A 24,781-nucleotide genomic window follows, 5' to 3' on the forward strand; every position below is an offset into this window, starting at 1 on the left:
GGTATTTTCCGCCAGATGAAGCGGGCGGGTTACGCAATATGTACGCCGTTGCGCCCGGCCAGGTCGACAAAGAATTGCCATGCAACACGGCCCGACCGCGCGCCACGTGTGGCCTGCCATTCGATGGCCTCGGCACGCAGGGTTTCGGTGTCAACTGACACGCCATATGCACCGCAATAACGATCGATCATCGCCAGGTATTCGTCCTGATCACAAGGGTGGAAGCCGAGCCACAGACCGAACCGGTCGGACAGTGAGACCTTTTCCTCGACCGCTTCGGATGGATTGATCGCACTGGAGCGTTCGTTCTCGATCATGTCCCTTGGCATCAGGTGGCGGCGGTTCGAGGTGGCGTAGAACACGACATTTTCCGGACGCCCTTCGATGCCGCCATCCAGCACAGCCTTCAGCGATTTATAGTGCTGGTCGTCATGGCTGAACGACAGGTCATCGCAGAACAGGATAAACCGGTACGGCGCAGCGCGAAGGTGGTTCAGCAGGCGCGCGACCGAGCCCATATCCTCGCGCTGGAGTTCTACCAGCTTCAAGTCCGGGTATTCAGCCTGAATCGTGCCGTGAACGGCTTTGACGAGGCTGGATTTCCCCATCCCCCGTGCACCCCAAAGCAGTGCGTTATTAGCTTTGAACCCGGTGGCGAACCGACGAGTGTTGTCCAGCAGCGTATCGCGGGACCGGTTGATACCCACCAGCAGGTCCAGATCGACGCGGTTGACCTGCGCGACAGGCTCCAGCCGATCCGGTTCCACATGCCAAACAAATGCCGGGGCCGCCGCAAAATTGGGCGCAGCCAGAGGGGCTGGGGCCATCCGCTCCAGTGCGGCGGCGATACGGTTCAGGGCTTGGTCGTCCATTGGGGCCTCCGGCGTCACGTCTTGCGGGGTTCAAACCATGTTCCAAGCAGCGCAACAAGGGCCAGACACGAAAAAGGCGCGCTGGTTGGGCGCGCCTTTGTCTTGGAATTTAACGGGATTACCTGCCGTCTTCTTCCCGCACAATCTCTTCGTCGGCTTCTTCTTCATCGTCATAATAGCCCTCGGCGCGCAGTTGCGCTTCACGCTTTTTCTCGACCCGGGCGACGAGGAAAATAGAAATTTCGTAGAGCCCATAAACCACAACAAACAGGATGACCTGCGTGATCACATCCGGCGGTGTCACCAGCGCGGCAAGTACCAGAATGGCAACCACCGCGTATTTCCGGACAGAGCCCAATCCTTCAGCTGTAACCAGACCCGCCTTGCCCATAAGGGTCAACAAAACGGGTAGTTGGAAACACAGGCCAAAGGCCACGATGAATTTGATCGTCAGGTTCAGGTATTCCTGCGCCGAACCCTGGAACACTACGCTGAGCGGGGCTGCGGTTGCACCTTCAACCACGGCTTCACCTTCGGCTCCAAACTGCTGGAACCCTAGGAAAAAGTCATAGGCCAGTGGCGTGACGACATAGAACGCAAAACTTGCGCCCAGCAGGAACATAAAGGGCGAGGCCAGCATAAACGGCAGAAACGCATTCTTTTCCGACCGGTAGAGACCCGGCGCCACGAACCGCCACATCTGCATCCCGATATAAGGAAAGGCCAGAATAAAGCCGCCCAGTAGCGAGACCTTGATAGCAACGAAGAACCCTTCTTGCGGTGAGATGAAGATCAACCCGCAGTCCTGCCCGCGTTCGGCCAATACTTCGCACAGCGGGTTAGTCAGGAAGTTGAAAAGTGGCGTGGCCACAGTGAAACAGATGATCATCCCGACCAGAAACGCCACGACGCAATGAATCAGCCGTGTGCGCAGTTCTGTCAGATGCTCGATCAATGGGGCCGAGCTGTCCTCGATCTCGTCGGTTTTTGTCATGTCTTGCTTTCAGTCTTCAGCGCGGCCTCGGCCTCTTCGGCCTTGGCCAGCGCATCCGCCGCTTCTTTGGCCTTGCGCTCGGCAGCGGCACGCGCGGTCGAGGCTTGGATCTTCTTGGCCTGCTCAGCCCGTTCAGCCGCCAGCTTGCCAGTTTCGCTGTTAGGGTCGAACTTGGTTGGATCCATGCTTTGGGCCATTTCCTGCGCAGCTTCTTTAACGCCATCCATCGCCGAGTTGACAGGATTAGTGGCTGCGTTCAGGCCCTTCTTGATCTCATTTACACCCGCCTGATCCGCCGCCTCGTTCATGGCACTACTGAATTCACGCGCCATGCCGCGGGCCTTGCCGACCCAGCGGCCGACATTGCGAAACAGCACCGGCAGGTCCTTCGGCCCCACAACAATCAGGGCAACGATGCCGATGACCAGAAGCTCGGTCCAGCCCAGATCAAACATCTGCGCTTAGACCTTGTCTTTGTCGGTCTCGGGGGTGACGTCTTTGGCAACTTCGGAAGCGTCCTGCTCCAGTTCGTCCGCGCCTTCTTTGACGCCCTTTTTAAACGACGTGATGCCTTTGCCCACTTCGCCCATCAACGAGCTGATTTTACCGCGACCAAACAGCACCAGCACCACAACGGCGATCAGCAGCAGACCGGGAAGGCCGATATTGTTGAGCATGTCTCTTCTCCTTGTACATCGACGCAATGCGCCGGGGATGTGATCTGGGTCTGTGTCTACGCCTGCTCGGCCCTGTACAAAAGTGCGCCAAATCAATTCCACGCTCAAAATTGATCCGATCACGCATTTTTTGCGGACTGGCATTATCCAACTGACAGGTTTATGTCAGTTGTAGGGCATTAAGAACAGGGCATCGAAACCTGGTCAACGGAGATTCAAATGACCCATGTTGCTGAAATCGTCACCTTCACCCTCGCCAATGGGACGACACCGGAAGAGTTCGTGAAGCTTAGCCAAGCGTCCGAGGCATTCGTTCGCAACGCCCCCGGATTTGCCCACCGTCAATTGAGCCAGGGTGAAGATGGCCGCTGGACTGATTATGTCATCTGGACGGATATGAAGGCGGCCAAGGACGCAGCCGCGCAATTCCCGCAACAAGACTTTTGCGCGGGTTTGATGGCTGCCATCAACCCTGAAAGCATCCAGATGCGCCATGAGAATGTGCTATGGAACATGACCGCATAAACGCGGTTCAGGCGGCGTGTCATGCGCCGCACTGACCGTCTGTTCGACATTGTCCAAATCCTGCGCGACGGCAAACTGCACCGCGCGCAGGACATTGCCGACCGTCTTGAAGTGTCGGTTCGCACGATCTATCGCGATATGGACACGCTGGTGGCCTCGGGTGTTCCGGTCGAGGGTGAACGCGGCGTGGGCTATATGGTCCGCGAGCAGATCACCCTGCCCCCGCTGAACCTGACCCCGGCCGAGCTTGAGGCGCTGAACCTCGGCATGGCCATCGTGGCCGAAGCCGCAGACCCCGATCTGAAGGCCGCTGCCGAAACGCTGGCCGACAAGATTGACGCCGTTCTGCCCACCCAGGTCGTGGCCGAGGCAGACACGTGGAAATTCGCCGTCTACCCCTTTGCTGACGCCGCGCGCGGGCTGGCGCATATGGCCCCGATCCGGTCGGCGATCAAAACCCGGCAGAAGCTGTACCTGTCCTATCGCCGAATCGACGGGGTTTTGACAGACCGCACCATCCGCCCGCTGCACATGGAATACTGGGGTCGCGTCTGGACCCTGACCGCGTGGTGTGAGCTGCGCGAAGGCTTCCGCGTTTTTCGCATCGACCTGATTGAATCCGTCTTACCCCTGCCGGAAATCTTCGCTGACGAACCGGGAAAATCGCTGAGCGACTTCGACCCGCACGCCTAGCTCGTCTCTTCATCTGGCTCAAAAAACCTCCGCCGGAGGCATGGCCCGAAACGGGCCATTCCCATCACTTTAGGTAAGGTTCCGGGTCTACGGATTCGAAGCCTTTGCGCACCTCGAAATGAACATAAGAATTATCTCCGCCGCGCAAGGAGGCAATCTGCTCTCCTCGACGCACTCGGTCACCTTTTTTGACCGTGATCCTGTCGACGTTCGCATAGACTGTCAGCAGATCGCTGTTGTGCTTAACCACGATGATCGGCACCTGATCCGCATCTGCGGTGATTGCGGCCACGGTCCCGGCCTCGGCTGCCTTCACAGCGGTTCCTGGCTGACCTGCGATGTCGATCCCTTCGTTCTTGCCCTTGTCATAGGTCCGGATGATTGTCCCTGACACCGGCAGCCCAAGGGCCGAACTGCTTTGACTGGTCGGCGGTTCAGCCGTCACGTCTGGTGCCGGTGTGGCCGGAGCGATCACCTCCTCCGGCAGCGGTTGCGTGGCGCTTGGCGGTGTCGGCGTGGGCGAGCCCTGCCCCGGTTGCGTCACGTTGGTGGCGGGCACAGCCGCCTGTTGCGGCGCGGGCGCGGGCTGGTTCTTGATCGGGATCAGCAGGAACTGATCTTCGCGCACGGTAAAGTCTGGCCCCAAACCGTTCCAATCGGCCAGCGCATCCACCGGCACATCGTAAAGCCGCGCGATGGTATAGGCCGTCTCGCCACGTTTGACTTGGTGCCGGATCGGCTCGGGTCCCGATGCTGCTGGGGCCGGTGCAGCCTGGGCCGGTGCCAGCGTCGATGTCCGGACCGAACCATCTGCCGGTGCCTCATCAATCGCGGTTCCAGCGATCGTGGCGATATCCACCGAACTGGCCGAACTGACCGTCCTCGGCAGGGCGATCACCTCACCATCCCGTAATTGATCAGTTGGCTTTAGGCCGTTGAACACGGCCAACTCCCCCTCGGGCAACCCGAGGCGGGCAGCAACCGAAGCAACCGTGTCACCACGTTGCGCAACGGCCACCTGATAGTTCGGATAGGTGATAACCCCCCGCGCATCCGGGGCTGGCCGGTTTGTGGTAACCCCACGCGCGGCATCGGCGGTCGAAAATCCGCCGACCTGCCCGCGCAGATCATAATCCAGCGGGCCTTCGCACCCGGCCAGAATCGCCAAAGCCGCCACGCCTGTTGCGCAGCGGAGCATCGCTGATTTGGAAACTGCTCTCATCTCACCGTCCTCAGCGCCTGCCCGTGTATTCCGGGGTTCCGGCGCGTGTTGCAAAATATTCTTTACGCCCCGTCCCTGCCAAGCCCTTCTAACAAGGGCACGAAACGAACGGGCAACAATTCATCATAGTCCAGACCAGTCTCGGTCCGTCTGACCCGGATCAGGGTTTGAACCGCATCCGACTGTCCCACCGGCAGCACCATGATACCGCCGATTTTCAGCTGCGCCAAGAGCGGCCCTGGTGGGTCTTCTGCCGCAGCGGTCACAATGATCCTGTCAAACGGCGCTTGTTCGGACAGACCAAAGGAGCCATCCGACAACATCGCAGTGACATTGGTCAGCCCCAACTCGCGGAACAACGCGCCGGTTTCGCGTACAAGCCGCTTGTGACGTTCCACCGTGTAGACCCGGCGCGCCAGCTTGGACAGGATCGCCGCCTGATAGCCCGAGCCGGTTCCAACCTCTAACACTGTGTCGCGCGGGCGCACGTCCAGAGCCTGCGTCATCAACCCGACAACCGAAGGCTGGCTGATCGTTTGACCGCAAGCAATCGGCAGAGGCGTGTCCTCATATGCGCGCTCAGCAAATAGGCCTTTGACAAACTGACCTCGGTCGACCTGCTCCATCGCGGCCAGCACGCGTGCATCCGTCACCCCGCGCGATCGCAGGGCAAACAGGAACTGCATAATTGTTTCGGGATTTGGTCCGGTCATTCGATTGTTTTCAGTACCTCAAGCGCATCATGCGCTGTCAGATCCGCGCGCATCGGCGTGACCGAGATATAGCCCGCCAGATTGACCGCCGCATCCGTGCCCGGCGCAGTTGGGTTGTGCTGATACCCGCCCTTGATCCACAGAAACCGCCGCCCAGAGGGCGAGCTGTGCGGCTCGACCGAGAAGTGCGTGTCGCGGCGATACCCTTGTGGGGCAATCCGGGTGCCCAGCACCTCATCCGCGGGCACGGGCGGGAAATTAACATTGTAGAACAGGCGGTAATCGCCCTGCTCTGCCGGGGTCGCGTCGAGTATTTTCCGCACCAGATCAGCACCGTACCGACTTGCGGCCTCGAACGGATCGTCCAGCCCCAGATTGCGCGGACCAAAATACTGCGAAAGGGCAATGGCCGGAATGCCTTGCAACGCAGCTTCCATCGCACCACCGACAGTGCCGGAATAAAGCGTGTTTTCCGCAGAATTATTGCCCCTGTTCACGCCAGATAGCACCAGATCAGGCGGCGCGTCCTTCATCACATCATGCAGCCCCGCCAGCACACAATCAGCGGGCGACCCCTCGGCAGCGAAGCGCTGTTCACCCAGTTTGGCAACCATCATCGGATGGGTATAACTGATGCAATGGCCGACGCCCGATTGCTCGAACGCGGGCGCAACGACCCAGACCTCGCCGTCAGGTCCGGCCAGATCGGCGGCAATCGCTTCAAGCGTGATCAGGCCCGGCGCGTTGATACCGTCATCATTGGTCAGAAGAATACGCATTTGCCCCATCCACTGCAGCGTTTTGACCTTGATAGACCCGCCCCCTCTTGGCGGCAAGCAAAGCACGCATGCAATCTGCGGCTTTCGCGCACCACTTTGACCTAAACTACGTTTTCAGGCCCTAAATGGGGTAAACAAAGCACCGGTCCCGGCGAATGGTCAGCCACATGATCCGTCCCGACTTGGGCACAAAAACATTCGGCACTGTCGCTTTCAGGACCGAGCCGTCATGGTCCATACGGAACTCGACCAGGCTTTCGTTGCCCAAAAAGCGCGCCCGCTCGACGGTGCCGCGAGCTGCGACTCCGTCAGTTGACGTGGGCAGTGGCCCTTTGCCGTTGCGGTCAAAGTCCAATCGCACGTGCTGAGGCCGGAACACGATCTCGACATCCGTGCCATCCGGAACCCCCGGCGCCAGAAATTGCCCAAAGGGTGTATCCGCCAAAGCACCATTTACTTGCGCCTGCAACACGTTGACATCGCTAAAAAATGCCACCGCCGCCTTGTCGGCAGGACGGGTATAGACGTTATACGGCGCACCCTGCTGTACAATCTTACCGCGCCGCATCAAAGCGATCTCATCTGCCATCCGCATCGCCTCTTCGGGCTCGTGCGTGACCAGCACAACGGCAGCGTCCTCCTCTTTGAGGATCGCCAACGTCTCATCCCGGATACCGTCACGCAACCGGTTGTCGAGGCCCGAGAACGGCTCGTCCATCAACATGATCCGCGGGCGTGGGGCCAGTGCGCGGGCCAGGGCCACGCGTTGTTGCTCACCCCCTGACAGGTGGTGCGGGAATTTGTCGATAAAGTGAATCAGGTCAACTTTGCGCAACAACTCATCCACGCGCGCGCGCTTTTCTTCCTTATGCCCCGACAGGCCAAAAGCCACATTGTCGGCAACGCTCAAATGCGGGAAAAGGGCAAAATCCTGAAACATCAGCCCGATTTCGCGGCGTTCGGGTGGGACACGAAACACGGTGTCGCAGATCAGCTTGCCGTCGACATAAATCTCGCCGGATTCCTGCATCTCCACCCCGGCGATCATGCGCAACGTGGTCGACTTGCCGCAACCCGACGGCCCCAGCAAGCAAGTCACCTTTCCGGCCTCGACCGTCAAAGAGACGTCGTCAACGACAACCCGCCCTTCATACCGGGCAATCAGATTGCGGATTTCCAGACGAGGAGGAGTTGCGTCTATTGTCACCGATGGGCCCCGTTGCCTTTTCCCGATCAAAATCCCGGGCTTGGGCGGGGATAGCAACCCCGCCCGTCAGGCGCAAGCGATCAGCAGCAGCCGCCCGAAGGAGCTTCGCCAGGCGTCGCACTGTTTGTGGCACCGGAGGCCTCGAACGGGCTTTCGCCACCACAGCCGTCGAAAATGCCATAATGGGTCGAGAAATCGCCGATAAAGTCGAAATGCTGCGCAAAACGCGTGTCTTTCAACATCATCCAGGTATTGCCGCAGACCGGGAACACCTTGCCTGTCTCGATCGCATGGTGATCGTCCAGTTCAAACAGATGCGGCGCGTGCGGGATGGTGCCCTTGTAGATCACGGCCTGCCCGTAATCTTCGCAGGCGGTTTCCAGCGCGGACAATTTGAACAAACGGTAAGTGGCCGACAGGAACTTCAGCGGTGCAACACGTTCTTCAAGCACCGGATTCTCAATGGTCAGCGGGCGGTGCGTGACGCGGCGTGGATCACCGAACCCCGCCTTGCGCGACACAGACAGGAAATCGTTCCAATACAGTGCGCCGGACAGGCATTCGCCGTACAACACCTCATCTTCGGCCATGGCCTGCGGTACACGGCGGTCGGCGTAGACATCCGAAAAATACATCTCACCGCCCTCTTTCAGCAGACGATGGGCACCGCGCAGAACGGCCTCTTTATCCGTGGCCAGATTAATCACGCAGTTCGAGACGATGATGTCGAAGGAACCAGGCTCCAGATCCAACTCATCCAGCTTTTCAATATAGCCGTGATGGAATTCCACATTGCTGGCAGCATAGCCGAAAGCCTGCGCGTGGAAATCCTGATGCGCGCGGGCGACGTCCAACTGCTCTGCTGTCATATCGACCCCAACCACCCGGCCCTTTTCACCCACCATCGCGGACAGGGCATAAACATCGCGGCCTGCCCCGCACCCCAGATCGAGGATGCTCATCCCTTCCAAATCCAGCGGCGCAATCAGGCCGCAGCCATAGTACCGCGTCAGCACTTCGTCATGAATTTTCGAGAGGATCTTTTTGACATGATCCGGCATGTCGTCAGGTGTGCAGCACGCGTTGGTTTGCAAATCCGCGCTGCCCTGCAGGACCTCGCCATAGTAATTTTGCACTGATTCATGCTTCATCGCAGCATCCCTTTCCTCACTGGCTGCTTTGGCAGCTAATGTAGCACCGCCGCCTGTGCAACCGTTGCCGCCAAATTTGACAAAAGCGTGAGGCCTAGCCCAGCAGGTCAAAATCGACCGAGGTGCGGACCCGGCCGTTTACCTGAATATCCAACTGATGCACGCCGGGAACCAGTTTGAACGTGGTCGCGTTGCCCTTCAGCTTGTGTTTCTTGGTTAGGCTTAGCGCGCCGTTACGCAAAGCCGTCTGCTTCAACTTGTGCACTTTGGCTGAGGTTTTTCCGCCAGGCCGTTGAAAGTGAATGATATAATCAACCAGAACAGGCTGATCACCCGTACCATTCAGCGAGACATCAAACTCAAGCGCCCCACCAATCCGCGCCAATTGGGTAACCTGCACGCTGGCCGTTACCTCGGCGTCAGGATCAAACCCCAACATTTTCATGGCATCGGGATGGCCAGCCTTCACCAACCCTCGTAGGGTATGTGAGATCATCCAACTCAGTTCGCCCTGATCCTGCTTCCCGGACCGGGACCAAGCCTGCAACCGGTCCAGCACCAGTTCGGGTTCTTTCTTGGTGATGTCATTCAGATGGTTCGCCACAGACCGCGTGACATAGCGCGTCGGATCATTGTGCAACCGGTCCAGCAACGGCAGCGGGTCGGTCAATTCCAGCCCAACCGCCTGCCCCCAAGGCAATCGCGGCCGCGTACCTTCGCTGACCAGACGGCGCACGTGATAGCTGTCATGCCCGCACCAGTGTTCCATCCGTGCCAAAACCTGATCGGGATACTGGTTGAGGAAAGGCCGAATGGCCCACTCCATTGAAAACCGTTGGGTCAACTCTTCGAGTACATCCAGGGCGAGATCAGGATGATCCGACCCCACGGCCACAACCCAATCCCCTAAAGGCGCAAAGATGAAATCGCCGAAATCATCATCTGTTTTGGTCGGGTCCAAAGGCAGCGGCAGCGCGCGTAGGAGGATCGGTGCGATGGCCGGCAACTCTCCTGGTACGGCCTGTTGCAGACATTCGGCGATCCAGGCCATGCGCTCTTTCAACTCAAGGTCCAACAGCCGCGACATGACCTGCGCCTCGAATGCCTCTCCATCAAAGGAAGGATCGGCAGCGGTGAAAAGGCCCGTCAGATAACGGATCTTTTCCACGTTAAATAATTGATCTTTCAGCGAAAACCCTTGTGACATGGCTACATCGTCATATTGCCCGCGCCACCGTCCAGCAGGATATTCTGCCCAACCATGAAGCCGGCATGTTGCGAACACAGAAACGCGCAGGCCGCCCCGAATTCCTGGCGCGTGCCATACCGACGCACCGGGATCGTCGCCGAGCGCGCGGCACGGGCTTCGTCCAGTGAAATGCCTTGTTGTTTCGAGACACCGCCATCCAATGACAACGCTCGATCCGTATCATGAATACCCGGCAGTAGGTTATTGATATTCACACCAAATTGCGCCACCTGTCGGGACGTGCCCGCCACATATCCGGTCAACCCGGTCCGCGCGGCATTCGACAAACCCAGGGCCGCAATCGGAGAGCGCACGGATTGCGAGGTGATGTTCACCACCCGACCCCAGCCCTTGTCGATCATCCCCGGCAGCAGAGCCTTCATGAAGGCGATCGGCGTCAACATGTTGGCATCTAGTGCCTTGATGAAATCATCCCGGTCCCAGTCCGACCACAATCCGGGCGGTGGGCCACCGGCATTTGTCACAAGGATATCAACACCCTGCGCAGCTTCGATTACCTGCGCCTGACCGTCGACTGAGGTGACGTCGCAGGCCACAGTTTGCACGTCAACGCCATGCTCGGATCGCAACCGGGCGGCTTCGGTTTCGAGCGCTGCAACACCACGCGCGTTCATCACCAGGTCGACGCCCGCCTCGGCCAATGCCTCGGCACAGCCCAGACCCAGTCCTTTGCTGCTGGCACAGACCAGCGCGCGTTTTCCCTGAATTCCCAGATCCATCTGATCCTCCCCAATCTGTTGTTGCCCGCATGTCTAGCACCGGCCAGACAGGGAAGACCAGAAGTCAAAACGTGTCAGTAAAAGAACTCCTCACGTACGATTTTTCCGTCAGCGACGTGGTAGATACCCACCTCTTTCATATCGAAACTGTCGCCGCTGTCCTTAACCTTTCCTTGCACTTCGAAGATCACGGCAAAGCGGTCGTCACCGTGCAGATACGGCTCACTAACCGACGCGCCCGAGACCTCATGCGCGCCCTCCCACCACTCGTGCTTACCACGGATACCGTCAACGCCGTGTGTTTCGCGGCCCATATCCATAAAATCCTGCGCTTCGACCGAAACGGCATCCGGCGCATACAGCTTTGCCAGATTTTTCTTGGCCCGATCCTCGCGGCAACCGGCCACCAGCTCGTCGGCAATCTCTTTTAAATTCATTGATCCTCTCCATTATTTGTTCACTATATGTTCTCACTGCCACAGTCACGTGATTCTGAACAGCCCCTTTGTCTTGCTTCGGCAGAATTCCCCGCATATACGCGCGTTCATGCTTGATACCGCCACGAACCAACCCGTATTGCCGCCCGAGATTGCCCGGCGCAGAACATTCGCCATCATTTCGCACCCGGATGCGGGCAAGACGACGCTGACTGAAAAGTTCCTGTTATACGGGGGCGCCATTCAGATGGCCGGTCAGGTGCGCGCCAAGGGTGAGGCACGACGGACACGTTCGGACTTCATGCAAATGGAAAAGGATCGGGGCATCTCGGTCTCGGCTTCGGCGATGTCATTCGATTACGGGAACTTCCGGTTCAATCTGGTGGATACCCCCGGACACTCGGATTTCTCGGAAGATACCTATCGCACACTGACTGCGGTGGATGCGGCGGTAATGGTGATCGACGGTGCGAAGGGCGTGGAAAGCCAGACGCAGAAGCTGTTCGAGGTCTGTCGCCTGCGCGATCTACCGATCCTGACTTTCTGTAACAAGATGGATCGCGAAAGCCGCGATACGTTCGAAATCATTGACGAAATTCAAGAGATGTTGGCCATCGATGTCACGCCCGCCGCGTGGCCTATTGGCGTAGGTCGGGATTTCATCGGCTGCTATGACATGTTGCGCGACCGGCTGGAACTGATGGACCGCGCCGACCGCAACAAGGTAGCAGAAAGCATCGAGATCAACGGGCTGGACGATCCGAAGCTGGCCGAACACGTACCCGAGCATCTGCTGGAGAAGTTCCTTGAAGAGGTTGAGATGGCGCGCGAACTGCTGCCCTCTCTGGACCCACAAGCGGTGCTTGAGGGGCATATGACCCCGATATGGTTCGGCTCAGCGATTAACTCGTTTGGTGTCAAAGAGCTGATGGAGGGCATTGGTGCCTACGGCCCGCAACCGCAGATTCAGTCTGCCGAACCGCGTCAGATTGCGCCTGACGAAAAGAAAGTCGCCGGTTTTGTCTTCAAGGTGCAGGCTAACATGGACCCTAAGCACCGCGACCGTGTTGCATTCGTGCGCATGGCCTCGGGCCATTTTAAGCGTGGCATGAAGCTGACCCACGTGCGGTCGAAAAAGCCGATGGCGATCTCGAACCCCGTGCTGTTTTTGGCCTCTGACCGAGAACTGGCCGAAGAGGCCTGGGCCGGTGATATCATCGGCATCCCGAACCACGGCCAGTTGCGCATCGGCGACACCCTGACCGAAGGCGAAGCGATCCGTGTTACTGGCATCCCGTCATTTGCACCAGAGCTGTTGCAGACAGTACGACCCGGAGACCCGATGAAAGCCAAGCATCTGGAAAAAGCCCTGATGCAGTTTGCCGAAGAAGGTGCCGCCAAGGTCTTCAAACCTTCAATCGGCTCGGGTTTTATCGTCGGTGTCGTGGGTGCGCTGCAGTTCGAAGTGCTCGCCAGCCGGATTGAGATGGAATACGGCCTGCCCGTGCGGTTCGAGGCGTCGCAATTCACATCCGCCCGTTGGGTCAGCGGTGACAAGATCGCGGTGGACAAGTTCGTCAACGCCAACAAGCAGCACATCGCCCATGACCACGACGGCGACATCGTCTATCTGACGCGCCTGCAATGGGACATCGACCGAGTCGAGCGCGACTACCCCGAGCTGAGCCTGACGGCGACCAAGGAAATGATGGTGTGACCGGCCCAAAGGCCACATATGACAGATAAGCAACCAACCTGGGGTATTGTCTCGACGGTTCGGGGCCCTGCCCCCGACATCCTGCGGTTTGTTGCCTATCACCTCGATCTCGGGGTTGACCGGATATACATCTATCTGGACGAACCCAACTCCACAGCTTTTGATGCCTTGGAACAGCACCCTCTAGTGGACGTCTTCACGTGCGACGAATCCTTTTGGGCCAACCGCAAACGCGCGCGGCCCGAACGGCATCAGAACCGTCAGACTGCGAATGCATCCTATACCTATCGCAATACCGATCTGGGCTGGTTGGCCCATATCGACGTGGACGAGTTTTTGTGGTCGGACAGCGCCATAACCCAAAAACTGGCCGATGTTCCCGCGCTCACCCCTGCGGTGCGGGTCCGGCCAATGGAAGCGATTGCCGGTGGTCAGGACCTCTACAAGGCGCATATTCCCGGCGGACCAGACCGCGAAGCGATCGTACAGTCGATCTATCCCAATTTCGGCGGCTTTGTTCTGGGCGGTTTCTTTAGCCACGTTCAGGGCAAGCTTCTGGTTCGTACCGGAATGGAGAAACTGAGTTTTCGCATTCACAATCTTTTCCAGAACAAGAAACTTCTTCCCTGCAAGTTTGAACTGCCGGGACTAGAGCTGTGTCACCGCCATGCCCCCGATTGGGACCATTGGCAAACACACCTTAGGTTTCGCCTGGCGCGCGGCTCTTACCAGCCCGGTATGTCCCTGAATGTACCGCGCGACCGTGGCGGAATGAACATGAACGAATTGCTCAGCTGGATCGAAGCCGAAAGTGGCATGGATGGTCTGCACAGCTTTTTTGATGAAATCAGCGGAGCTGATCCGGACGTGCGCGCGCGTCTGGAGCAGCACGGCTTGATCCGTCACCGCCCACTTGGCTTGGACGAAAAATTCAGGAAACACTTTCCCGGAAGTTACTGAATTGTTGCGGGAAATCCGCACTACAATAGGGTCAAATACCCTAAAGAGGTCTTCATTTGACCATGCCCGGTGTTTTTGTTATGTCCCCCTCCAAGCCGAAAATGCGCAATGTTGCGTATGGCCATCCGGGCCCGGCACTTTTCAGACGCGCGGGCCAGGTTAAGTGTCCGCATGAACCGGACATACATGACAAAGTTTAACGAACTGAACCTGAACCCGAAGGTCCTCAAAGCTATTGAGGAAGCCGGATACGAAGCCCCCACCCCAATTCAGGAGGGCGCGATACCGCCCGCATTGGAAGGGCGCGATGTTCTGGGGATCGCCCAGACGGGCACCGGAAAGACGGCCAGCTTTACGCTGCCGATGATCACCCTGCTGGCACGGGGTCGCGCGCGGGCGCGTATGCCACGTTCGCTGGTGCTGTGCCCGACACGGGAACTGGCTGCACAGGTCGCCGAAAACTTCGACACCTACTCTAAGCATCTGAAGCTGACCAAAGCGCTGCTGATCGGCGGCGTCAGCTTCAAAGAGCAAGATGCACTGATCGACCGAGGCGTTGATGTGCTGATTGCAACTCCGGGTCGTCTGCTGGATCATTTTGAGCGCGGAAAGCTGCTGCTGACCGGTGTTCAGATCATGGTGGTGGACGAAGCAGACCGAATGCTGGATATGGGGTTCATTCCGGACATCGAGCGCATCTTCTCGTTGACGCCATTCACTCGTCAGACACTGTTTTTCTCGGCCACTATGGCGTCCGAGATTGAGCGGATCACTGACACTTTCCTGTCGGCCCCTGCCCGGGTTGAAGTTGCTCGCCAAGCGACCGCGTCCGAGACCATCGAACAAGGCGTGGTTGTGCTCAAAGGCGGTCGCCGCGATCGTGAAGCCAGCGCCAAGCGTAAGGTATTGCGCGCGCTGATCGACTCGGAAGGCGACAAATGCACCAATGCAATCATCTTCTGCAACCGCAAGACTGATGTGGATATCTGCGCCAAGTCGCTGAAGAAATACGGCTATGATGCCGCAGCGATCCATGGCGATCTGGACCAGTCACAGCGGACGAGAACACTTGATGGGTTCCGTGACGGTTCATTGCGGCTGCTGGTTGCCTCGGATGTGGCCGCGCGCGGCCTTGATGTGCCGTCGGTGAGCCATGTGTTCAATTTCGACGTTCCCGGCCATCCAGAGGATTACGTACACCGCATAGGCCGCACGGGTCGTGCAGGGCGTGACGGCAAAGCGATCACCATCTGTTCGGGTCGCGATGAAAAGGCGCTGCTTGCGATAGAAAAGCTGATCCAGAAGGAAATTCCGCGGCTCGAGAATCCGCTGAAGGAAGAGCCCGAGACCGAGGCACAAAAGCCCGAGAAGAAATCCAAACCTGCGGACACCAAGAAAGCTGACAATCGGAAGGCCGACAGCAAGAAAAACGACCGCACCAAGGACAAAGAGCCCAGGGGCCGAGGTCGCAGAGACGACCGGGGACCCGCAGTTGTAGGCATGGGCGATCACCTTCCCAGCTTTATCGCCCTCAGCTTTGATGAGCGCCGCACTGGTTAGATCGCCAGCACCAGCGCCAGAATTGATGCGCCAAGCAATGTCATACCGGCGATCTCTCGCCGGGTGATAGTCTCACGGAAAAACAGGATCGACGCAAACAGGCTGAGCAACAGCTCGACCTGCCCCAATGCTTTGACATAGGCCGCGTTCTGCAAGGTGAACGCAAAGAACCAGCAGAACGACCCACCTAGACTGGTCAGGCCGACAAATACACCTGTCTGGCGCGTCTGCCAGACCGCAAGCAGCTCGGCCCTGTCGCGCCACAGCAACCAAAGCGCCATGCTGAGGAACTGGAACGTCACAACCACGGCCAAAGTGATCAGGGCACGAAACCACGCGTCGATATCGCCCAATTCCAGCGAAGCGCCTCGGTAACTGACCGCGGAAAAAGCAAACAGCACGCCCGATCCCAGCCCAAGGCGCGATGCCCGGTTGGTGAGGTGCTTCCACCACGCCCCCTCAACCTCAGGGGATTTTGACAGCAAAAGCACCGCCATCAGTCCCAACAGGATCGCAACCAGCCCCCCGTACGAGATCCGATCGCCCAATACCAAAAATCCGACAATAGCTGTTTGAATTACCTCGGTTTTCTTGAAGGTGATCCCGACCGCAAAATTTCGTTGCTTGAACAACGCAACAACGCAAATCGTCGCCAGAATTTGCGAGGTGCCACCTATGACGGCGTATACCCAGAACAATCCCGTCAGAGGTGGCAGGCTGAACCCGGTCACTTGCAGCGCCACAACCAACCCCAGAACAGCCAGCGGCATAGAATAGGCAAACCGGGCAAAGGTCGCTCCGGCGGCGGTCAGCTTTACGGTACTGAGCGATTTTTGCAGCATAAACCGCACTGTCTGGAACGACGCGGCGGCGATGGTGACGGGAATCCATAAACTCATGGGCCCCTTTTGTCGTCAAATCAGTGCTTTGGCCAGAGGGGATGTGGCACCGGGTCCTTGGCTCGCCAAAAGTGCGCCCGGAAAACCTGCGTGTATGAGCGGTAGACATAGGCGTCATTTCGGGCCTGATACTGATCTTTGCCCGCTCGGTACAGCGCCGGAAGACGGTACCACGGCGCGCCGGGGTTCATGTGATGAACGACATGCAGGTTGTTGTTCAGAAACAGAAACGCCAATAACCCTCGATCTTCTATGATCACCGTGCGGGCCTGCGGGTTTTCATGTGCGCGGTGCTCCAGGAATGTGCGGATCTTAACGAGCCCCAACCCGATATAGGCCGACAGAATATAGGCCCAAATTGGCATCGCTGAGTGTCCGACCACCCACAAAACCACAGCCACCCCGGGCAGATGCAGAGCCCATGCCCGCAAGATGCCAGTGTCGCCACGCAATGCCCCGCGTATCTCATCCCGCGTGAACATGAACTGACCAATCGCTGGCCCCACAACCATTCGCCCCAAAAGAGTGTTGTTTACGGATAATAGCCAGCGCTGCCACCCAGCCAATGCCCCCCAAACCTGTGGGTCCAGATAGTTGGTTTCTGGATCATCATAGGGGTCGGTCAACGTTTCATCCCGATGATGGTCCAGATGCAGATCGCGGAACCTCTGATATGGGATGAAAAGGGTCAAAGGCAGCGCCATCAGGGCCTCGTTCAGCCATTTTGTACGAAACGGGTGACCGTGCAGCGCTTCATGCGTCAATGAGGAGTGAAGCGCCGCAACCAACCCCATCGCCGGGATCGCCAGCCAGACGGGCAGAAGGAAAATCACCGCCAGCCACGCCCCATAGCAGGCCAGGATCAGGGCAAAGGTACCCCATTCGGGTGCGCGGGCCCTAGACATTGCGACCCCATGAGACTTTGGCCCAGACGCGCTCGTAAATTACATACATCGTCAGCCCGATGGCCGTATTCACAATCGCCAGTGTCCCGCCCACAGCCACCGATCCGGTTGCGATCAACCCGACCAGCGTCATCACCAGCAAGCCCATCGCATTCCACAACACAGCTTTCACGACTGATCTACGTCGTGTTTCCATTCCGTCACCCATATTATTGTTATGTCTTCAAAATTACGGGTCACGGCATCTGTTGAAAATTCTGAATATGATTAACAAAACTCATCATTTATGATATTTATCAACATATGCAGGAAAAAATCGACAAACGTGACCGCGCGGCACAGTTCCGCATGCGCCTTGCCCGCGCGATGGAGGAACAGCACGTCAGCCAAAGCGCGCTGGCGCGTCATATCGGTGTGGATCGTTCGACTGTGTCGCAGCTTTTAACCGATGAGGGCGCACGATTGCCGAATGCACATGTGGTGGGCAGTTGCGCCTCGGCGTTGGGGGTTTCGGCGGACTGGCTTCTGAGTTTATCAAACCGACCCGAAAGCGCCGCGGAACTATTGGCAAGTTCCCTGACAGTGACCGAAGCGCCGCGTGCGCTGGTGGATGAGCGCATATTTGAATGGCACCAAGAGGCTGCAGGGTACAAAATCCGTTATGTCCCAGCGACTTTGCCCGACATGTTAAAGACCCGGGCAGTGTTGGAGTGGGAGTATGCACCGCATCTGGGGCGGACAGCGGATCAGGCCATTGGTGCCTCGGCCGACCGATTGAAGTGGATGCGCAGCGCACAATCCGATTATGAAATCGCCATGCCGCTGTATGAAATCGACAGCTTCACAAATGCCACTGGATATTACGAAGGGCTTTGCCCCAAAATCCGACTGGATCAGATCGACCATCTGCTCGACATCTGCGAACAGCTATACCCGCGCCTTAGAATCTATCTGTTTGACGCAAAACGGCTTTATTCCGCTCCGGTCACGATCTTCGGCCCATTGCTCTGCGTTTTCTACGCTGGCAGCCACTATATGGCCTTCCGTGACCGCGACCGGATCGAAACCTTCACCCGCCATTTCGACCGCCTGGTGCGCGAGGCCGACCTGACAGCCCGAGACTTCTCGGAACATCTCAGGCAGTTGCGCACGCAGATTTGCGACCACTGAGGGTGCACCGGCATCCGACTTGTGCTATCGTCATTCGGCGCGAACCTTCGGGTATTCCGATCACAGACGGAGGACGACAGGAATGGACGCACTACAGACCGCTCAATACGCACGGGCCCTTTACACCGTTCACGGCGACAGGGCCGAGGCGGAAGCCGCACAAAAGATGCGCGAATGCGAGGCCGCAGGAAACAGACAGGAAGCACAGGACTGGCAGGCGGTGCGCCAGAGCATCCGCCAAATGCGCGGGCCAAATCAGGGCTGATTTCAGCGTTTCGGAAAATCCCTAACCCACGCCTGATCACCAATGCCCTGGCAGCGCCAAGGCATTGAGGTTTCACGTATTTCCTGTAACGATCTAGATTTTCGGATCGGGGTTCACCGTATGTCCATCCACCGCTATGATCTGTCCCGACACCAGCCGCGCAGCATCTGAGGCCAGGAACACCGCCATATTTCCGATGTCGTGCCCCTCGACAAAACGGCCCATCGAGGTGCCTGACGCATATCCCTCATACACCTGATCGCGGGTCATGCCTTTGGCTGCGGCTTCTCGCTGCAACACGCCCTCCATCCGGGGGCCTTCGACCGCGCCGGGACAAATTGCATTGGCGCGAATTCCATGAGGGCCAAGTTCCATCGCCAGGGTCTTCATCAAACCGATCACCGCCCATTTCGCCGCCGAATATGGCGCGCGATATGGGTATCCGTATTGTCCAGCGGTCGAGGACGTCAGAGTGATACTACCCGCCTGCGCAGCCTTCATCAAAGGCGCGGCGTGTTTCACCGCCAAAAATGCGCCCTCGAGGTTGACCGAAACGCAGGATCGCCAATCTGCTAACCCGATTTCCTCAATCGCGTTCGTCGGTCCTGCCGTGCCCGCATTGGCACACAGCGCATCCAATCCGCCTTCGGTTGCGATAGCCTGAAAGACAGCGCTCATATCGGACTCGCTGGAAACGTTTGCGTACCGAGCCACCCAATGATTTGGCACCGTATTCAGCGCATCTTCGTCAATATCCGTGACCCAAACAGCATAACCCGCTGCATCAAACGCTTCGGCCATGGCACGGCCAACACCCGAGGCGCCAGCCGTTATCAGAACGCGCCGGGTCATGCGGGTTTCCGGATAGCCGCCCCCGCACCTTCGGGATAGGGCAATCCGGCCTGCGCCTCGGCGATCCGCGCCATTGCGGCCTCAATATCCGGCGACGGTGCGCTGGGGCGGCGAGATTCAAGGCTGACATGCAGCAGGAAGCTTTCGCCTGTGGCCAGCAGCTTGTCCCCCTCGTACATGCTGTGGAACACGTGCAGTTTTTTACCCTGCCCCAACAGCATCTGCGTGCGCACTTCGATCTTTGCGCCCGCATGTGCTTCATCGACATAGCGGATGTGGTTTTCAGCAGTGAAATAGCTGCCGCCCGAGGCGATGTAATCCGCGTCGCAGCCAATGATCTCCATGAACCGGTCAGTCGCAGCGGCGAAGGCCTCGACATATTTCGCCTCGTTCATGTGGCCGTTGTAATCGGTCCAATCCAACGGCACCGCGCGAGCCAAGGTCAGGATCGGCTGGCTGATGTCTGTCTGTTCCAGCGTTGGCAACGCCCCCGGTTTCAGCAGCGCATCATACTGGTTCAACACCGCCCCCGCACCGTAATTCTGCGCCTTGAGTGCGCGCATCATACCCACGAGGTTATTGTCGCGGATACGCTCCAGCTCGCGGATCGAGTGCATGCCCGACTGCGCATCCGACTGATCCGCGATCAGGTCGACCAGCTCATCGGTAAAATCCGGCACGTCCATCAGTTTGGTCCAAGGCCATTTCAAAGCTGGCCCGAACTGCGCCATGAAATGCCGCATCCCGGCCTCGCCCCCGGCCACACGATAAGTTTCAAATAGACCCATCTGCGCCCAGCGGATACCAAAGCCCATACGGATGGCCTCGTCGATCTCTTTTGTCGTGGCGATACCGTCTTTGACCAGCCACAGCGCCTCGCGCCAGACAGCTTCGAGAAACCGATCAGCGATATGCGCGTCGATTTCTTTCTTGATGTGCAGAGGAAAAAACCCGACGGATTTCAGCAGCTCTTGAGCGTTCTTAACCATCGCGGGCGGATTCGCGTCAGTGGGCACTAGCTCAATCAGCGGCAGCAGATAAACCGGGTTGAATGGATGCGTCACCACGATCTGCTCGGGCCGCAGCGCGCCTTCCTGCAACTCGGACGGTTTGAACCCGCTGGTCGAGGAACCAATGATCGCATCCGGATCACAAGCTTCTTGCAAGCCCTTGTAGACCTTCAGTTTCAGGTCCAACCGTTCGGGCACGCTTTCCTGTATCCATGCGGCACCTTGCACGGCCTCGACCAATTCCTCGTGAAAGGTTAGGGCCCCCTCGGACGGCAGTGGCACATCGCTCAGCCCCGGCAAGGAGCGGCGCGCATTGTCCAGAACCTCACCAATCTTGCGCTCAGCCTCGGGGTCCGGGTCGAACACCCGGACATTCCAACCGTTTAGTAGAAATCTAGCGGCCCAACCGCCGCCGATGACGCCGCCACCGATGATAGCTGCTGTTTTCATTTTTTCTCGCCTACAAAGATTGCAGTCTTCATCTATCGATATACTTTTGAGGCTTAGGGCGTTGCCCTAACCCCACCTTGGATCATTTCGCGACCGGCGCCCGCTTTACCAGCCCAAGCTTGTCGCGCACTTCCTGCGCGCCGATCACGCGTGCTCCCATATTCTCTATTATGGTGCCGGCGCGTTCGACCAGTTGCCAGTTCTCGGCCAACTCGCCCTTGCCCAGCCACAGGTTATCCTCAAGACCCACGCGAACATTGCCGCCCGCCAGAACGGCCGCCGCGGCATAAGCCATCTGGTTTCGACCCAAAGCAAACGCACTGAACGTCCAGTCATCGGGCACGTTGTTTACCATCGCCATGAAAGTGTTCAGATCGTCCGGCGCACCCCACGGTACGCCCATGCAAAGCTGCACCAGCGCCGGGCTGTCCAGCACGCCGTCCTTTACCAATTGCTTGGCAAACCACAAATGGCCCGTGTCAAAGGCTTCGATCTCGGGCTTCACACCCAGATGCGTCATCATCCGCCCCATCGCCTGCAACATGCCCGGCGTGTTGGTCATGACGTAATCGGCCTCGGCAAAGTTCATGGTGCCGCAATCCAGCGTGCAAATCTCGGGCAGGCATTCCGCCACATGCTCAACCCGCGCTGCTGCGCCAATCATGTCGGTTCCGTCTTCCCGCAGCGGCAGCGGAGATTCTGTCGGACCAAAAACCATGTCCCCACCCATCCCGGCGGTCAGGTTCAGAACGACGTCGACCTCGGCCTCGCGAATGCGATCTGTGACCTCGCGATACAGGTCCAAACGGCGGCTGGGCGCGCCGGTTTCGGGGTCACGCACATGGCAATGCACCACCGCCGCGCCGGCCTTGGCTGCGGCTATCGCACTGTCGGCAATCTGCTGCGGCGAACGTGGTACATGCGGGCTGCGATCCTGCGTCCCGCCCGAGCCGGTGACGGCGCAAGTGATGAAGACTTCGCGGTTCATTTCCAGAGGCATTTTGTTTTCCCCAAGTTATACCCGGTTTTGCCTTGAGTTTTCCCCAGGCTTCTCCCCGGATTCCGATTTGCGTTCACCCCCGACTCTGACGCAGCTTTGTGGAAACACTTGCCAGAATGCGAATCAGACTTGATGAAATCCGCAAAAAACATACTTCAACCCGAACATCGCGCCCTGAAAACGGCCGTATTGGTTCTGGACGAATGCAACACGCTCAGCTTCGCTTCGGCCGTCGATCCGATGCGCGCGGCCAACCGTCTTGCGGATCGTCCCGCCTTCGATTGGGATTATGTGACCGCCACGGCAGAGCCTGCGATGCTGACCAGCGCGCTAAACGTGCCCGGTATCCCGTTGGCACGGTTGCAGAGTTGCGATCTGATGATCGTTGTAGCCGGGTTCCAACTAGCCCGCCACGCCACGCCCAGCCTGTTGGCCGGGTTGCGACGCATCTCCGGGACCGGTGCCACTATGGCTGGCATCGACGGCGGCCCTTGGCTGTTGGCCGAGGCTGGCCTGTTAGATGGGCACGCTGCTACAACTCACTGGGAAGATTTAGATAACTTCGCCACCCGCTTCCCCGATGTCGACGTCCGTCCCGACCGCTTCACCGTATCTGGCGATCGCTTGACGTCCGGCGGCGCGATCCCTGCGGTCGAGATGATGCTGCACATCATCGCCGCCCGCCACGGCGCGGGTTTTGCCGCGCGGGTCTCGGGCCTGTTCCTCTACGATGGCGCGCCGGAACCGACAAAACCGCAAAGCCGAACCGGTGCCCCGCATCGCCATACAGCGTTGACGGCCAAGGCCAACACCTTGATGGAGTCTTCGCTGGACGAGCCTCTGCCACTGGCTGACATCGCTGAGACTCTGGGCACCAGCCCGCGCACGCTGCAACAGCAATTCCGCCTGCGCCTTAACACAACGCCGCAAGACCATTACCTGCAATTGCGTCTGGCCGAGGCCCGCCGTCTGGTCACTGACACCGACATATCGCTGATGGACGTGGCGATTGCCACGGGTTTTGCCTCGCAATCCAGCTTTGCCCGCGCCTTCCGCACTGCGCACGGTCTGTCCGCCCGTGATCTGAGGCAAGAGCGCATTCACCCGACCCATCACTGACCAGATCAAATTCATCTGGCAAAAAATGCCTCAGGGGGGGCGCGCACGCAGTGCGTTGGGGGCAGGGCCCCCTAAAACGGCATTGGATGCGCGCGATGGGCTTGGGCAATCTCGGTTACAACCTCATCGGATAACCGCACATCCTTACCCGCCAGAATATGATCAAGCTGCGCCACCGAAGTCGCGCCAAATATAGCCGACATCATGAAGGGCCGCGTCCGGCACCAGGCCAGCGCCATATGCACCGGGTCCAAACCATGTCGATCGGCAATGTCCAGATAGGCTGCCACGGCATCGAACACGCGCGGCCCTACGCGCCCGCCCATCTCAGGGACTAGCGACATGCGCGATCCTTGGGGTACCGCCCCGTTCTGATACTTGCCACACAGAAACCCTGCGCCCAACGGAGAAAAGGCCATCAGCCCCACATCCTCATGCACGCTGAGTTCTGCCATATCAGTATCGAAATGCCGACACAGAATCGAGTATTCGTTCTGAACCGAGGCTACACGTGGCGCGCCCATCTGCTCGGCTATCCGCAGCCATTGCGCCGTGCCCCAAGCGCTTTCGTTGGACAAGCCAAAGGCGCGGATATTGCCCTTGTCGACCTGCGCTTGCAGGACCTCAAGACAATCCTGCATATTGTCCAGAACTTCGTTGGTGTTGTGTCCCGAGGGTGAGTAGTTCCAGTTCTGCCGGAACATGTAACTGCCCCGGTTCGGCCAGTGAAACTGGTAGAGATCAATGCAATCGGTACGCAACCGTCGCAGCGACCCTTCGATCGCCTCGGGGATGCTCTGGCCCGTAATCGGTGCACCGTCGCGGATATGGGCAAACCCTGACCCAGAATGCTTGGTCGCTAGCACGTATTCTCCGCGACGCGATGGGTTTACTGCGTTCCAATTGCCCAGAATCTCTTCGGTCCGGCCCACGGTTTCTTTAGAAATCGGGTTCACCGGATACATCTCAGCCGTATCAAAGAAATTGATCCCGGCCGCCAGCGCCATATCCATCTGCATGTGGCCGTCCGCCTCGGATGTCTGCGTGCCGAAGGTCATCGTTCCCAGACACAGGTCTGTCACCTGTATCCCTGTACGACCCAAAGGTTTCGATTCCATCTGTCGCCCTCCTGAGAATCCTTTTGAGGTCAGAACCTTATGCCTCGGCCTTCTTCTCCCACCTGCCCGATTCCTCGGACCAGTACTGCGCCGAACATCCCGCGCCGGTCAGAGCCTTCCACTGGCCCCGCGCCTGCTGAACGGCCTGATCGTCATTGCCGTCGAACAGGATGCAGACCCGCTCCAATGCCGCGACCTCAACGGGATCCACAGACGCACCGTCCACCGCCATCACACAGGCCGGATCATTGGCGGCTTCAGGGCTGGTCGTCAGCAGAACGGGCTGCGCCGCATCATGCGGGCCACCCTCGCGCCCATGCGGCAGGAACCCGTCCTCGGGCCCCAGCCACAGCTTTTCATCCAGCCAATCCATCCGCGCGGGATCGGTGCCCCGCACGGCAATCTTCCACCCGGCCTGCCGCGCCTTGTCCAGCAGTACCGGCAAGGTGTGTTCCAGTGGCTGACGGGTTAGATGGTAGAAATAGACGGCACCCATG

At 58.5% G+C, this 24,781-nt stretch carries 28 protein-coding genes; 8 read left to right on the forward strand and 20 right to left on the reverse strand.

Translation table 11 applies throughout. The features are described 5' to 3' along the window. Positions 1–29 precede the first annotated feature (29 nt). The 4 genes from RUE5091_RS03230 to RUE5091_RS03245 all read right to left on the reverse strand — a co-directional run bounded on the left by RUE5091_RS03230 (position 30) and on the right by RUE5091_RS03245 (position 2,543). Positions 30–872, reverse strand: a complete 843-nt coding sequence (locus RUE5091_RS03230) for an ATP-binding protein (RefSeq protein WP_058280463.1) — start codon at positions 870–872, stop codon at positions 30–32. Positions 873–990: 118 nt separating this feature from the next. Continuing rightward, positions 991–1,866: a twin-arginine translocase subunit TatC gene (gene tatC, locus RUE5091_RS03235; RefSeq protein WP_058280464.1), complete on the reverse strand. Its 876-nt coding sequence runs from the start codon at positions 1,864–1,866 to the stop codon at positions 991–993. Beyond that, positions 1,863–2,321, reverse strand: a complete 459-nt coding sequence (gene tatB / locus RUE5091_RS03240) for a Sec-independent protein translocase protein TatB (RefSeq protein WP_058280465.1) — start codon at positions 2,319–2,321, stop codon at positions 1,863–1,865. The genes tatC and tatB overlap by 4 nt, the downstream gene beginning before the upstream one ends. Positions 2,322–2,327: 6 nt before the next feature. Beyond that, positions 2,328–2,543 carry a twin-arginine translocase TatA/TatE family subunit gene (locus RUE5091_RS03245; RefSeq protein ID WP_058271822.1) on the reverse strand — a complete coding sequence of 72 codons (216 nt, stop codon included), beginning with the start codon at positions 2,541–2,543 and terminating at the stop codon, positions 2,328–2,330. Between the two features lie 219 nt (positions 2,544–2,762). Here RUE5091_RS03245 and RUE5091_RS03250 point away from each other — a divergent pair, with 219 nt between their 5' ends. After that, positions 2,763–3,068, forward strand: a complete 306-nt coding sequence (locus tag RUE5091_RS03250; RefSeq protein ID WP_058280466.1) for a hypothetical protein — start codon at positions 2,763–2,765, stop codon at positions 3,066–3,068. Between the two features lie 21 nt (positions 3,069–3,089). Then, positions 3,090–3,761 carry a helix-turn-helix transcriptional regulator gene (locus tag RUE5091_RS03255; RefSeq protein ID WP_058280467.1) on the forward strand — a complete coding sequence of 224 codons (672 nt, stop codon included), beginning with the start codon at positions 3,090–3,092 and terminating at the stop codon, positions 3,759–3,761. A gap of 64 nt (positions 3,762–3,825) precedes the next feature. Here the strand turns inward: RUE5091_RS03255 and RUE5091_RS03260 are convergent, their stop codons facing one another. The 8 genes from RUE5091_RS03260 to RUE5091_RS03295 all read right to left on the reverse strand — a co-directional run bounded on the left by RUE5091_RS03260 (position 3,826) and on the right by RUE5091_RS03295 (position 11,259). Then, a complete protein-coding gene (locus RUE5091_RS03260) occupies positions 3,826–4,983 on the reverse strand; it encodes a peptidoglycan DD-metalloendopeptidase family protein (protein WP_058280736.1) in 1,158 nt (385 codons plus the stop codon). Between the two features lie 62 nt (positions 4,984–5,045). After that, a complete protein-coding gene (locus tag RUE5091_RS03265) occupies positions 5,046–5,696 on the reverse strand; it encodes a protein-L-isoaspartate(D-aspartate) O-methyltransferase (RefSeq protein ID WP_058280468.1) in 651 nt (216 codons plus the stop codon). Continuing rightward, complete coding sequence (surE, locus tag RUE5091_RS03270) at positions 5,693–6,475, reverse strand: 5'/3'-nucleotidase SurE (RefSeq protein ID WP_058280737.1); 783 nt, start codon at positions 6,473–6,475, stop codon at positions 5,693–5,695. Before surE ends, RUE5091_RS03265 begins: the two co-directional genes overlap by 4 nt. A 121-nt stretch (positions 6,476–6,596) precedes the next feature. Next, on the reverse strand, positions 6,597–7,682 hold the full coding sequence (locus RUE5091_RS03275; protein WP_207383712.1) for an ABC transporter ATP-binding protein: 1,086 nt from the start codon (positions 7,680–7,682) through the stop codon (positions 6,597–6,599). A gap of 80 nt (positions 7,683–7,762) precedes the next feature. Continuing rightward, positions 7,763–8,833 (reverse strand): methyltransferase domain-containing protein, encoded by a 1,071-nt coding sequence (locus RUE5091_RS03280; RefSeq protein WP_058280469.1) that lies wholly within the window; start codon positions 8,831–8,833, stop codon positions 7,763–7,765. A 94-nt stretch (positions 8,834–8,927) separates the two neighbouring features. Continuing rightward, positions 8,928–10,040, reverse strand: a complete 1,113-nt coding sequence (locus RUE5091_RS03285; protein ID WP_058280470.1) for a DNA alkylation repair protein — start codon at positions 10,038–10,040, stop codon at positions 8,928–8,930. 2 nt (positions 10,041–10,042) lie between these two features. Continuing rightward, entirely contained in the window at positions 10,043–10,822 is a 780-nt protein-coding gene (locus RUE5091_RS03290) for an SDR family oxidoreductase (protein ID WP_058280471.1), read from the reverse strand. A 74-nt stretch (positions 10,823–10,896) separates the two neighbouring features. Next, positions 10,897–11,259: a nuclear transport factor 2 family protein gene (locus RUE5091_RS03295; protein WP_058280472.1), complete on the reverse strand. Its 363-nt coding sequence runs from the start codon at positions 11,257–11,259 to the stop codon at positions 10,897–10,899. A gap of 109 nt (positions 11,260–11,368) precedes the next feature. Here RUE5091_RS03295 and RUE5091_RS03300 point away from each other — a divergent pair, with 109 nt between their 5' ends. The 3 genes from RUE5091_RS03300 to RUE5091_RS03310 all read left to right on the forward strand — a co-directional run bounded on the left by RUE5091_RS03300 (position 11,369) and on the right by RUE5091_RS03310 (position 15,496). After that, positions 11,369–12,976, forward strand: coding sequence for a peptide chain release factor 3 (locus RUE5091_RS03300; RefSeq protein WP_058280473.1), 1,608 nt, complete (start codon positions 11,369–11,371; stop codon positions 12,974–12,976). A gap of 18 nt (positions 12,977–12,994) precedes the next feature. Continuing rightward, positions 12,995–13,936, forward strand: a complete 942-nt coding sequence (locus RUE5091_RS03305) for a glycosyltransferase family 2 protein (protein ID WP_058280474.1) — start codon at positions 12,995–12,997, stop codon at positions 13,934–13,936. Positions 13,937–14,122: 186 nt separating this feature from the next. After that, positions 14,123–15,496, forward strand: coding sequence for a DEAD/DEAH box helicase (locus RUE5091_RS03310; RefSeq protein WP_207383713.1), 1,374 nt, complete (start codon positions 14,123–14,125; stop codon positions 15,494–15,496). Here RUE5091_RS03310 and RUE5091_RS03315 read toward each other — a convergent pair. The 3 genes from RUE5091_RS03315 to RUE5091_RS03325 are packed head-to-tail and all read right to left on the reverse strand — an operon-like array spanning position 15,493 to position 17,496. Then, positions 15,493–16,395 (reverse strand): EamA family transporter, encoded by a 903-nt coding sequence (locus RUE5091_RS03315; protein ID WP_058280476.1) that lies wholly within the window; start codon positions 16,393–16,395, stop codon positions 15,493–15,495. The genes RUE5091_RS03310 and RUE5091_RS03315 overlap by 4 nt on opposite strands. A gap of 20 nt (positions 16,396–16,415) precedes the next feature. Next, on the reverse strand, positions 16,416–17,300 hold the full coding sequence (locus RUE5091_RS03320; protein WP_058280477.1) for a fatty acid desaturase: 885 nt from the start codon (positions 17,298–17,300) through the stop codon (positions 16,416–16,418). Further along, positions 17,293–17,496, reverse strand: coding sequence for a DUF2061 domain-containing protein (locus RUE5091_RS03325; protein ID WP_058280739.1), 204 nt, complete (start codon positions 17,494–17,496; stop codon positions 17,293–17,295). The genes RUE5091_RS03320 and RUE5091_RS03325 overlap by 8 nt, the downstream gene beginning before the upstream one ends. Positions 17,497–17,603: 107 nt before the next feature. Between RUE5091_RS03325 and RUE5091_RS03330 the strand changes: the two genes are divergently transcribed. Beyond that, positions 17,604–18,470 carry a helix-turn-helix domain-containing protein gene (locus RUE5091_RS03330; protein WP_058280478.1) on the forward strand — a complete coding sequence of 289 codons (867 nt, stop codon included), beginning with the start codon at positions 17,604–17,606 and terminating at the stop codon, positions 18,468–18,470. 82 nt (positions 18,471–18,552) lie between these two features. Further along, complete coding sequence (locus tag RUE5091_RS03335) at positions 18,553–18,735, forward strand: hypothetical protein (protein WP_058280479.1); 183 nt, start codon at positions 18,553–18,555, stop codon at positions 18,733–18,735. Between the two features lie 93 nt (positions 18,736–18,828). Here RUE5091_RS03335 and RUE5091_RS03340 read toward each other — a convergent pair whose 3' ends face one another. The 3 genes from RUE5091_RS03340 to bcoG form a co-directional block, all read right to left on the reverse strand. Beyond that, the gene (locus RUE5091_RS03340; RefSeq protein ID WP_058280480.1) at positions 18,829–19,587 is read right to left on the reverse strand and encodes an SDR family oxidoreductase; all 759 of its coding nucleotides are present in this window, start codon (positions 19,585–19,587) and stop codon (positions 18,829–18,831) included. Further along, the gene (locus tag RUE5091_RS03345; RefSeq protein WP_058280481.1) at positions 19,584–21,047 is read right to left on the reverse strand and encodes a carnitine 3-dehydrogenase; all 1,464 of its coding nucleotides are present in this window, start codon (positions 21,045–21,047) and stop codon (positions 19,584–19,586) included. The genes RUE5091_RS03340 and RUE5091_RS03345 overlap by 4 nt, the downstream gene beginning before the upstream one ends. 82 nt (positions 21,048–21,129) lie before the next feature. Then, complete coding sequence (bcoG, locus tag RUE5091_RS03350) at positions 21,130–22,047, reverse strand: 3-dehydrocarnitine:acetyl-CoA trimethylamine transferase BcoG (protein ID WP_058280482.1); 918 nt, start codon at positions 22,045–22,047, stop codon at positions 21,130–21,132. A 132-nt stretch (positions 22,048–22,179) separates the two neighbouring features. On the opposite strand from bcoG, the gene RUE5091_RS03355 reads away from it, so the two are divergent. Beyond that, on the forward strand, positions 22,180–23,166 hold the full coding sequence (locus RUE5091_RS03355) for a GlxA family transcriptional regulator (protein ID WP_058280483.1): 987 nt from the start codon (positions 22,180–22,182) through the stop codon (positions 23,164–23,166). Positions 23,167–23,237: 71 nt separating this feature from the next. Here RUE5091_RS03355 and RUE5091_RS03360 read toward each other — a convergent pair whose 3' ends face one another. Together RUE5091_RS03360 and RUE5091_RS03365 are read right to left on the reverse strand one after the other, a co-directional pair. Continuing rightward, a complete protein-coding gene (locus RUE5091_RS03360; RefSeq protein ID WP_058280484.1) occupies positions 23,238–24,284 on the reverse strand; it encodes an aldo/keto reductase in 1,047 nt (348 codons plus the stop codon). A gap of 37 nt (positions 24,285–24,321) precedes the next feature. After that, complete coding sequence (locus tag RUE5091_RS03365) at positions 24,322–24,780, reverse strand: DNA polymerase III subunit chi (protein ID WP_058280485.1); 459 nt, start codon at positions 24,778–24,780, stop codon at positions 24,322–24,324. Position 24,781 lies beyond the last annotated feature (1 nt).

Source organism: Ruegeria denitrificans (genome assembly GCF_001458295.1).
Classification (GTDB): Bacteria; Pseudomonadota; Alphaproteobacteria; order Rhodobacterales; family Rhodobacteraceae; genus Ruegeria; species Ruegeria denitrificans.

What these genes read in the sequence shown, in the direction of transcription:
- RUE5091_RS03285 (WP_058280470.1), bottom strand. Translation starts at nt 10,040, where the DNA reads ATGTCACAAGGGTTTTCGCTGAAAGATCAATTATTTAACGTGGAAAAG.
- RUE5091_RS03365 (WP_058280485.1), bottom strand. Translation starts at nt 24,780, where the DNA reads ATGGGTGCCGTCTATTTCTACCATCTAACCCGTCAGCCACTGGAACAC.
- RUE5091_RS03355 (WP_058280483.1), top strand. Translation starts at nt 22,180, where the DNA reads ATGAAATCCGCAAAAAACATACTTCAACCCGAACATCGCGCCCTGAAA.
- RUE5091_RS03315 (WP_058280476.1), bottom strand. Translation starts at nt 16,395, where the DNA reads ATGAGTTTATGGATTCCCGTCACCATCGCCGCCGCGTCGTTCCAGACA.
- RUE5091_RS03280 (WP_058280469.1), bottom strand. Translation starts at nt 8,833, where the DNA reads ATGAAGCATGAATCAGTGCAAAATTACTATGGCGAGGTCCTGCAGGGC.
- RUE5091_RS03245 (WP_058271822.1), bottom strand. Translation starts at nt 2,543, where the DNA reads ATGCTCAACAATATCGGCCTTCCCGGTCTGCTGCTGATCGCCGTTGTG.
- RUE5091_RS03265 (WP_058280468.1), bottom strand. Translation starts at nt 5,696, where the DNA reads ATGACCGGACCAAATCCCGAAACAATTATGCAGTTCCTGTTTGCCCTG.
- RUE5091_RS03340 (WP_058280480.1), bottom strand. Translation starts at nt 19,587, where the DNA reads ATGACCCGGCGCGTTCTGATAACGGCTGGCGCCTCGGGTGTTGGCCGT.
- RUE5091_RS03250 (WP_058280466.1), top strand. Translation starts at nt 2,763, where the DNA reads ATGACCCATGTTGCTGAAATCGTCACCTTCACCCTCGCCAATGGGACG.
- RUE5091_RS03260 (WP_058280736.1), bottom strand. Translation starts at nt 4,983, where the DNA reads ATGAGAGCAGTTTCCAAATCAGCGATGCTCCGCTGCGCAACAGGCGTG.
- surE (WP_058280737.1), bottom strand. Translation starts at nt 6,475, where the DNA reads ATGCGTATTCTTCTGACCAATGATGACGGTATCAACGCGCCGGGCCTG.
- RUE5091_RS03310 (WP_207383713.1), top strand. Translation starts at nt 14,123, where the DNA reads ATGACAAAGTTTAACGAACTGAACCTGAACCCGAAGGTCCTCAAAGCT.
- RUE5091_RS03345 (WP_058280481.1), bottom strand. Translation starts at nt 21,047, where the DNA reads ATGAAAACAGCAGCTATCATCGGTGGCGGCGTCATCGGCGGCGGTTGG.
- RUE5091_RS03325 (WP_058280739.1), bottom strand. Translation starts at nt 17,496, where the DNA reads ATGGAAACACGACGTAGATCAGTCGTGAAAGCTGTGTTGTGGAATGCG.
- bcoG (WP_058280482.1), bottom strand. Translation starts at nt 22,047, where the DNA reads ATGCCTCTGGAAATGAACCGCGAAGTCTTCATCACTTGCGCCGTCACC.
- RUE5091_RS03305 (WP_058280474.1), top strand. Translation starts at nt 12,995, where the DNA reads ATGACAGATAAGCAACCAACCTGGGGTATTGTCTCGACGGTTCGGGGC.
- RUE5091_RS03230 (WP_058280463.1), bottom strand. Translation starts at nt 872, where the DNA reads ATGGACGACCAAGCCCTGAACCGTATCGCCGCCGCACTGGAGCGGATG.
- RUE5091_RS03335 (WP_058280479.1), top strand. Translation starts at nt 18,553, where the DNA reads ATGGACGCACTACAGACCGCTCAATACGCACGGGCCCTTTACACCGTT.
- tatC (WP_058280464.1), bottom strand. Translation starts at nt 1,866, where the DNA reads ATGACAAAAACCGACGAGATCGAGGACAGCTCGGCCCCATTGATCGAG.
- RUE5091_RS03360 (WP_058280484.1), bottom strand. Translation starts at nt 24,284, where the DNA reads ATGGAATCGAAACCTTTGGGTCGTACAGGGATACAGGTGACAGACCTG.
- RUE5091_RS03330 (WP_058280478.1), top strand. Translation starts at nt 17,604, where the DNA reads ATGCAGGAAAAAATCGACAAACGTGACCGCGCGGCACAGTTCCGCATG.
- RUE5091_RS03295 (WP_058280472.1), bottom strand. Translation starts at nt 11,259, where the DNA reads ATGAATTTAAAAGAGATTGCCGACGAGCTGGTGGCCGGTTGCCGCGAG.
- RUE5091_RS03290 (WP_058280471.1), bottom strand. Translation starts at nt 10,822, where the DNA reads ATGGATCTGGGAATTCAGGGAAAACGCGCGCTGGTCTGTGCCAGCAGC.
- RUE5091_RS03255 (WP_058280467.1), top strand. Translation starts at nt 3,090, where the DNA reads ATGCGCCGCACTGACCGTCTGTTCGACATTGTCCAAATCCTGCGCGAC.
- tatB (WP_058280465.1), bottom strand. Translation starts at nt 2,321, where the DNA reads ATGTTTGATCTGGGCTGGACCGAGCTTCTGGTCATCGGCATCGTTGCC.
- RUE5091_RS03300 (WP_058280473.1), top strand. Translation starts at nt 11,369, where the DNA reads ATGCTTGATACCGCCACGAACCAACCCGTATTGCCGCCCGAGATTGCC.
- RUE5091_RS03320 (WP_058280477.1), bottom strand. Translation starts at nt 17,300, where the DNA reads ATGTCTAGGGCCCGCGCACCCGAATGGGGTACCTTTGCCCTGATCCTG.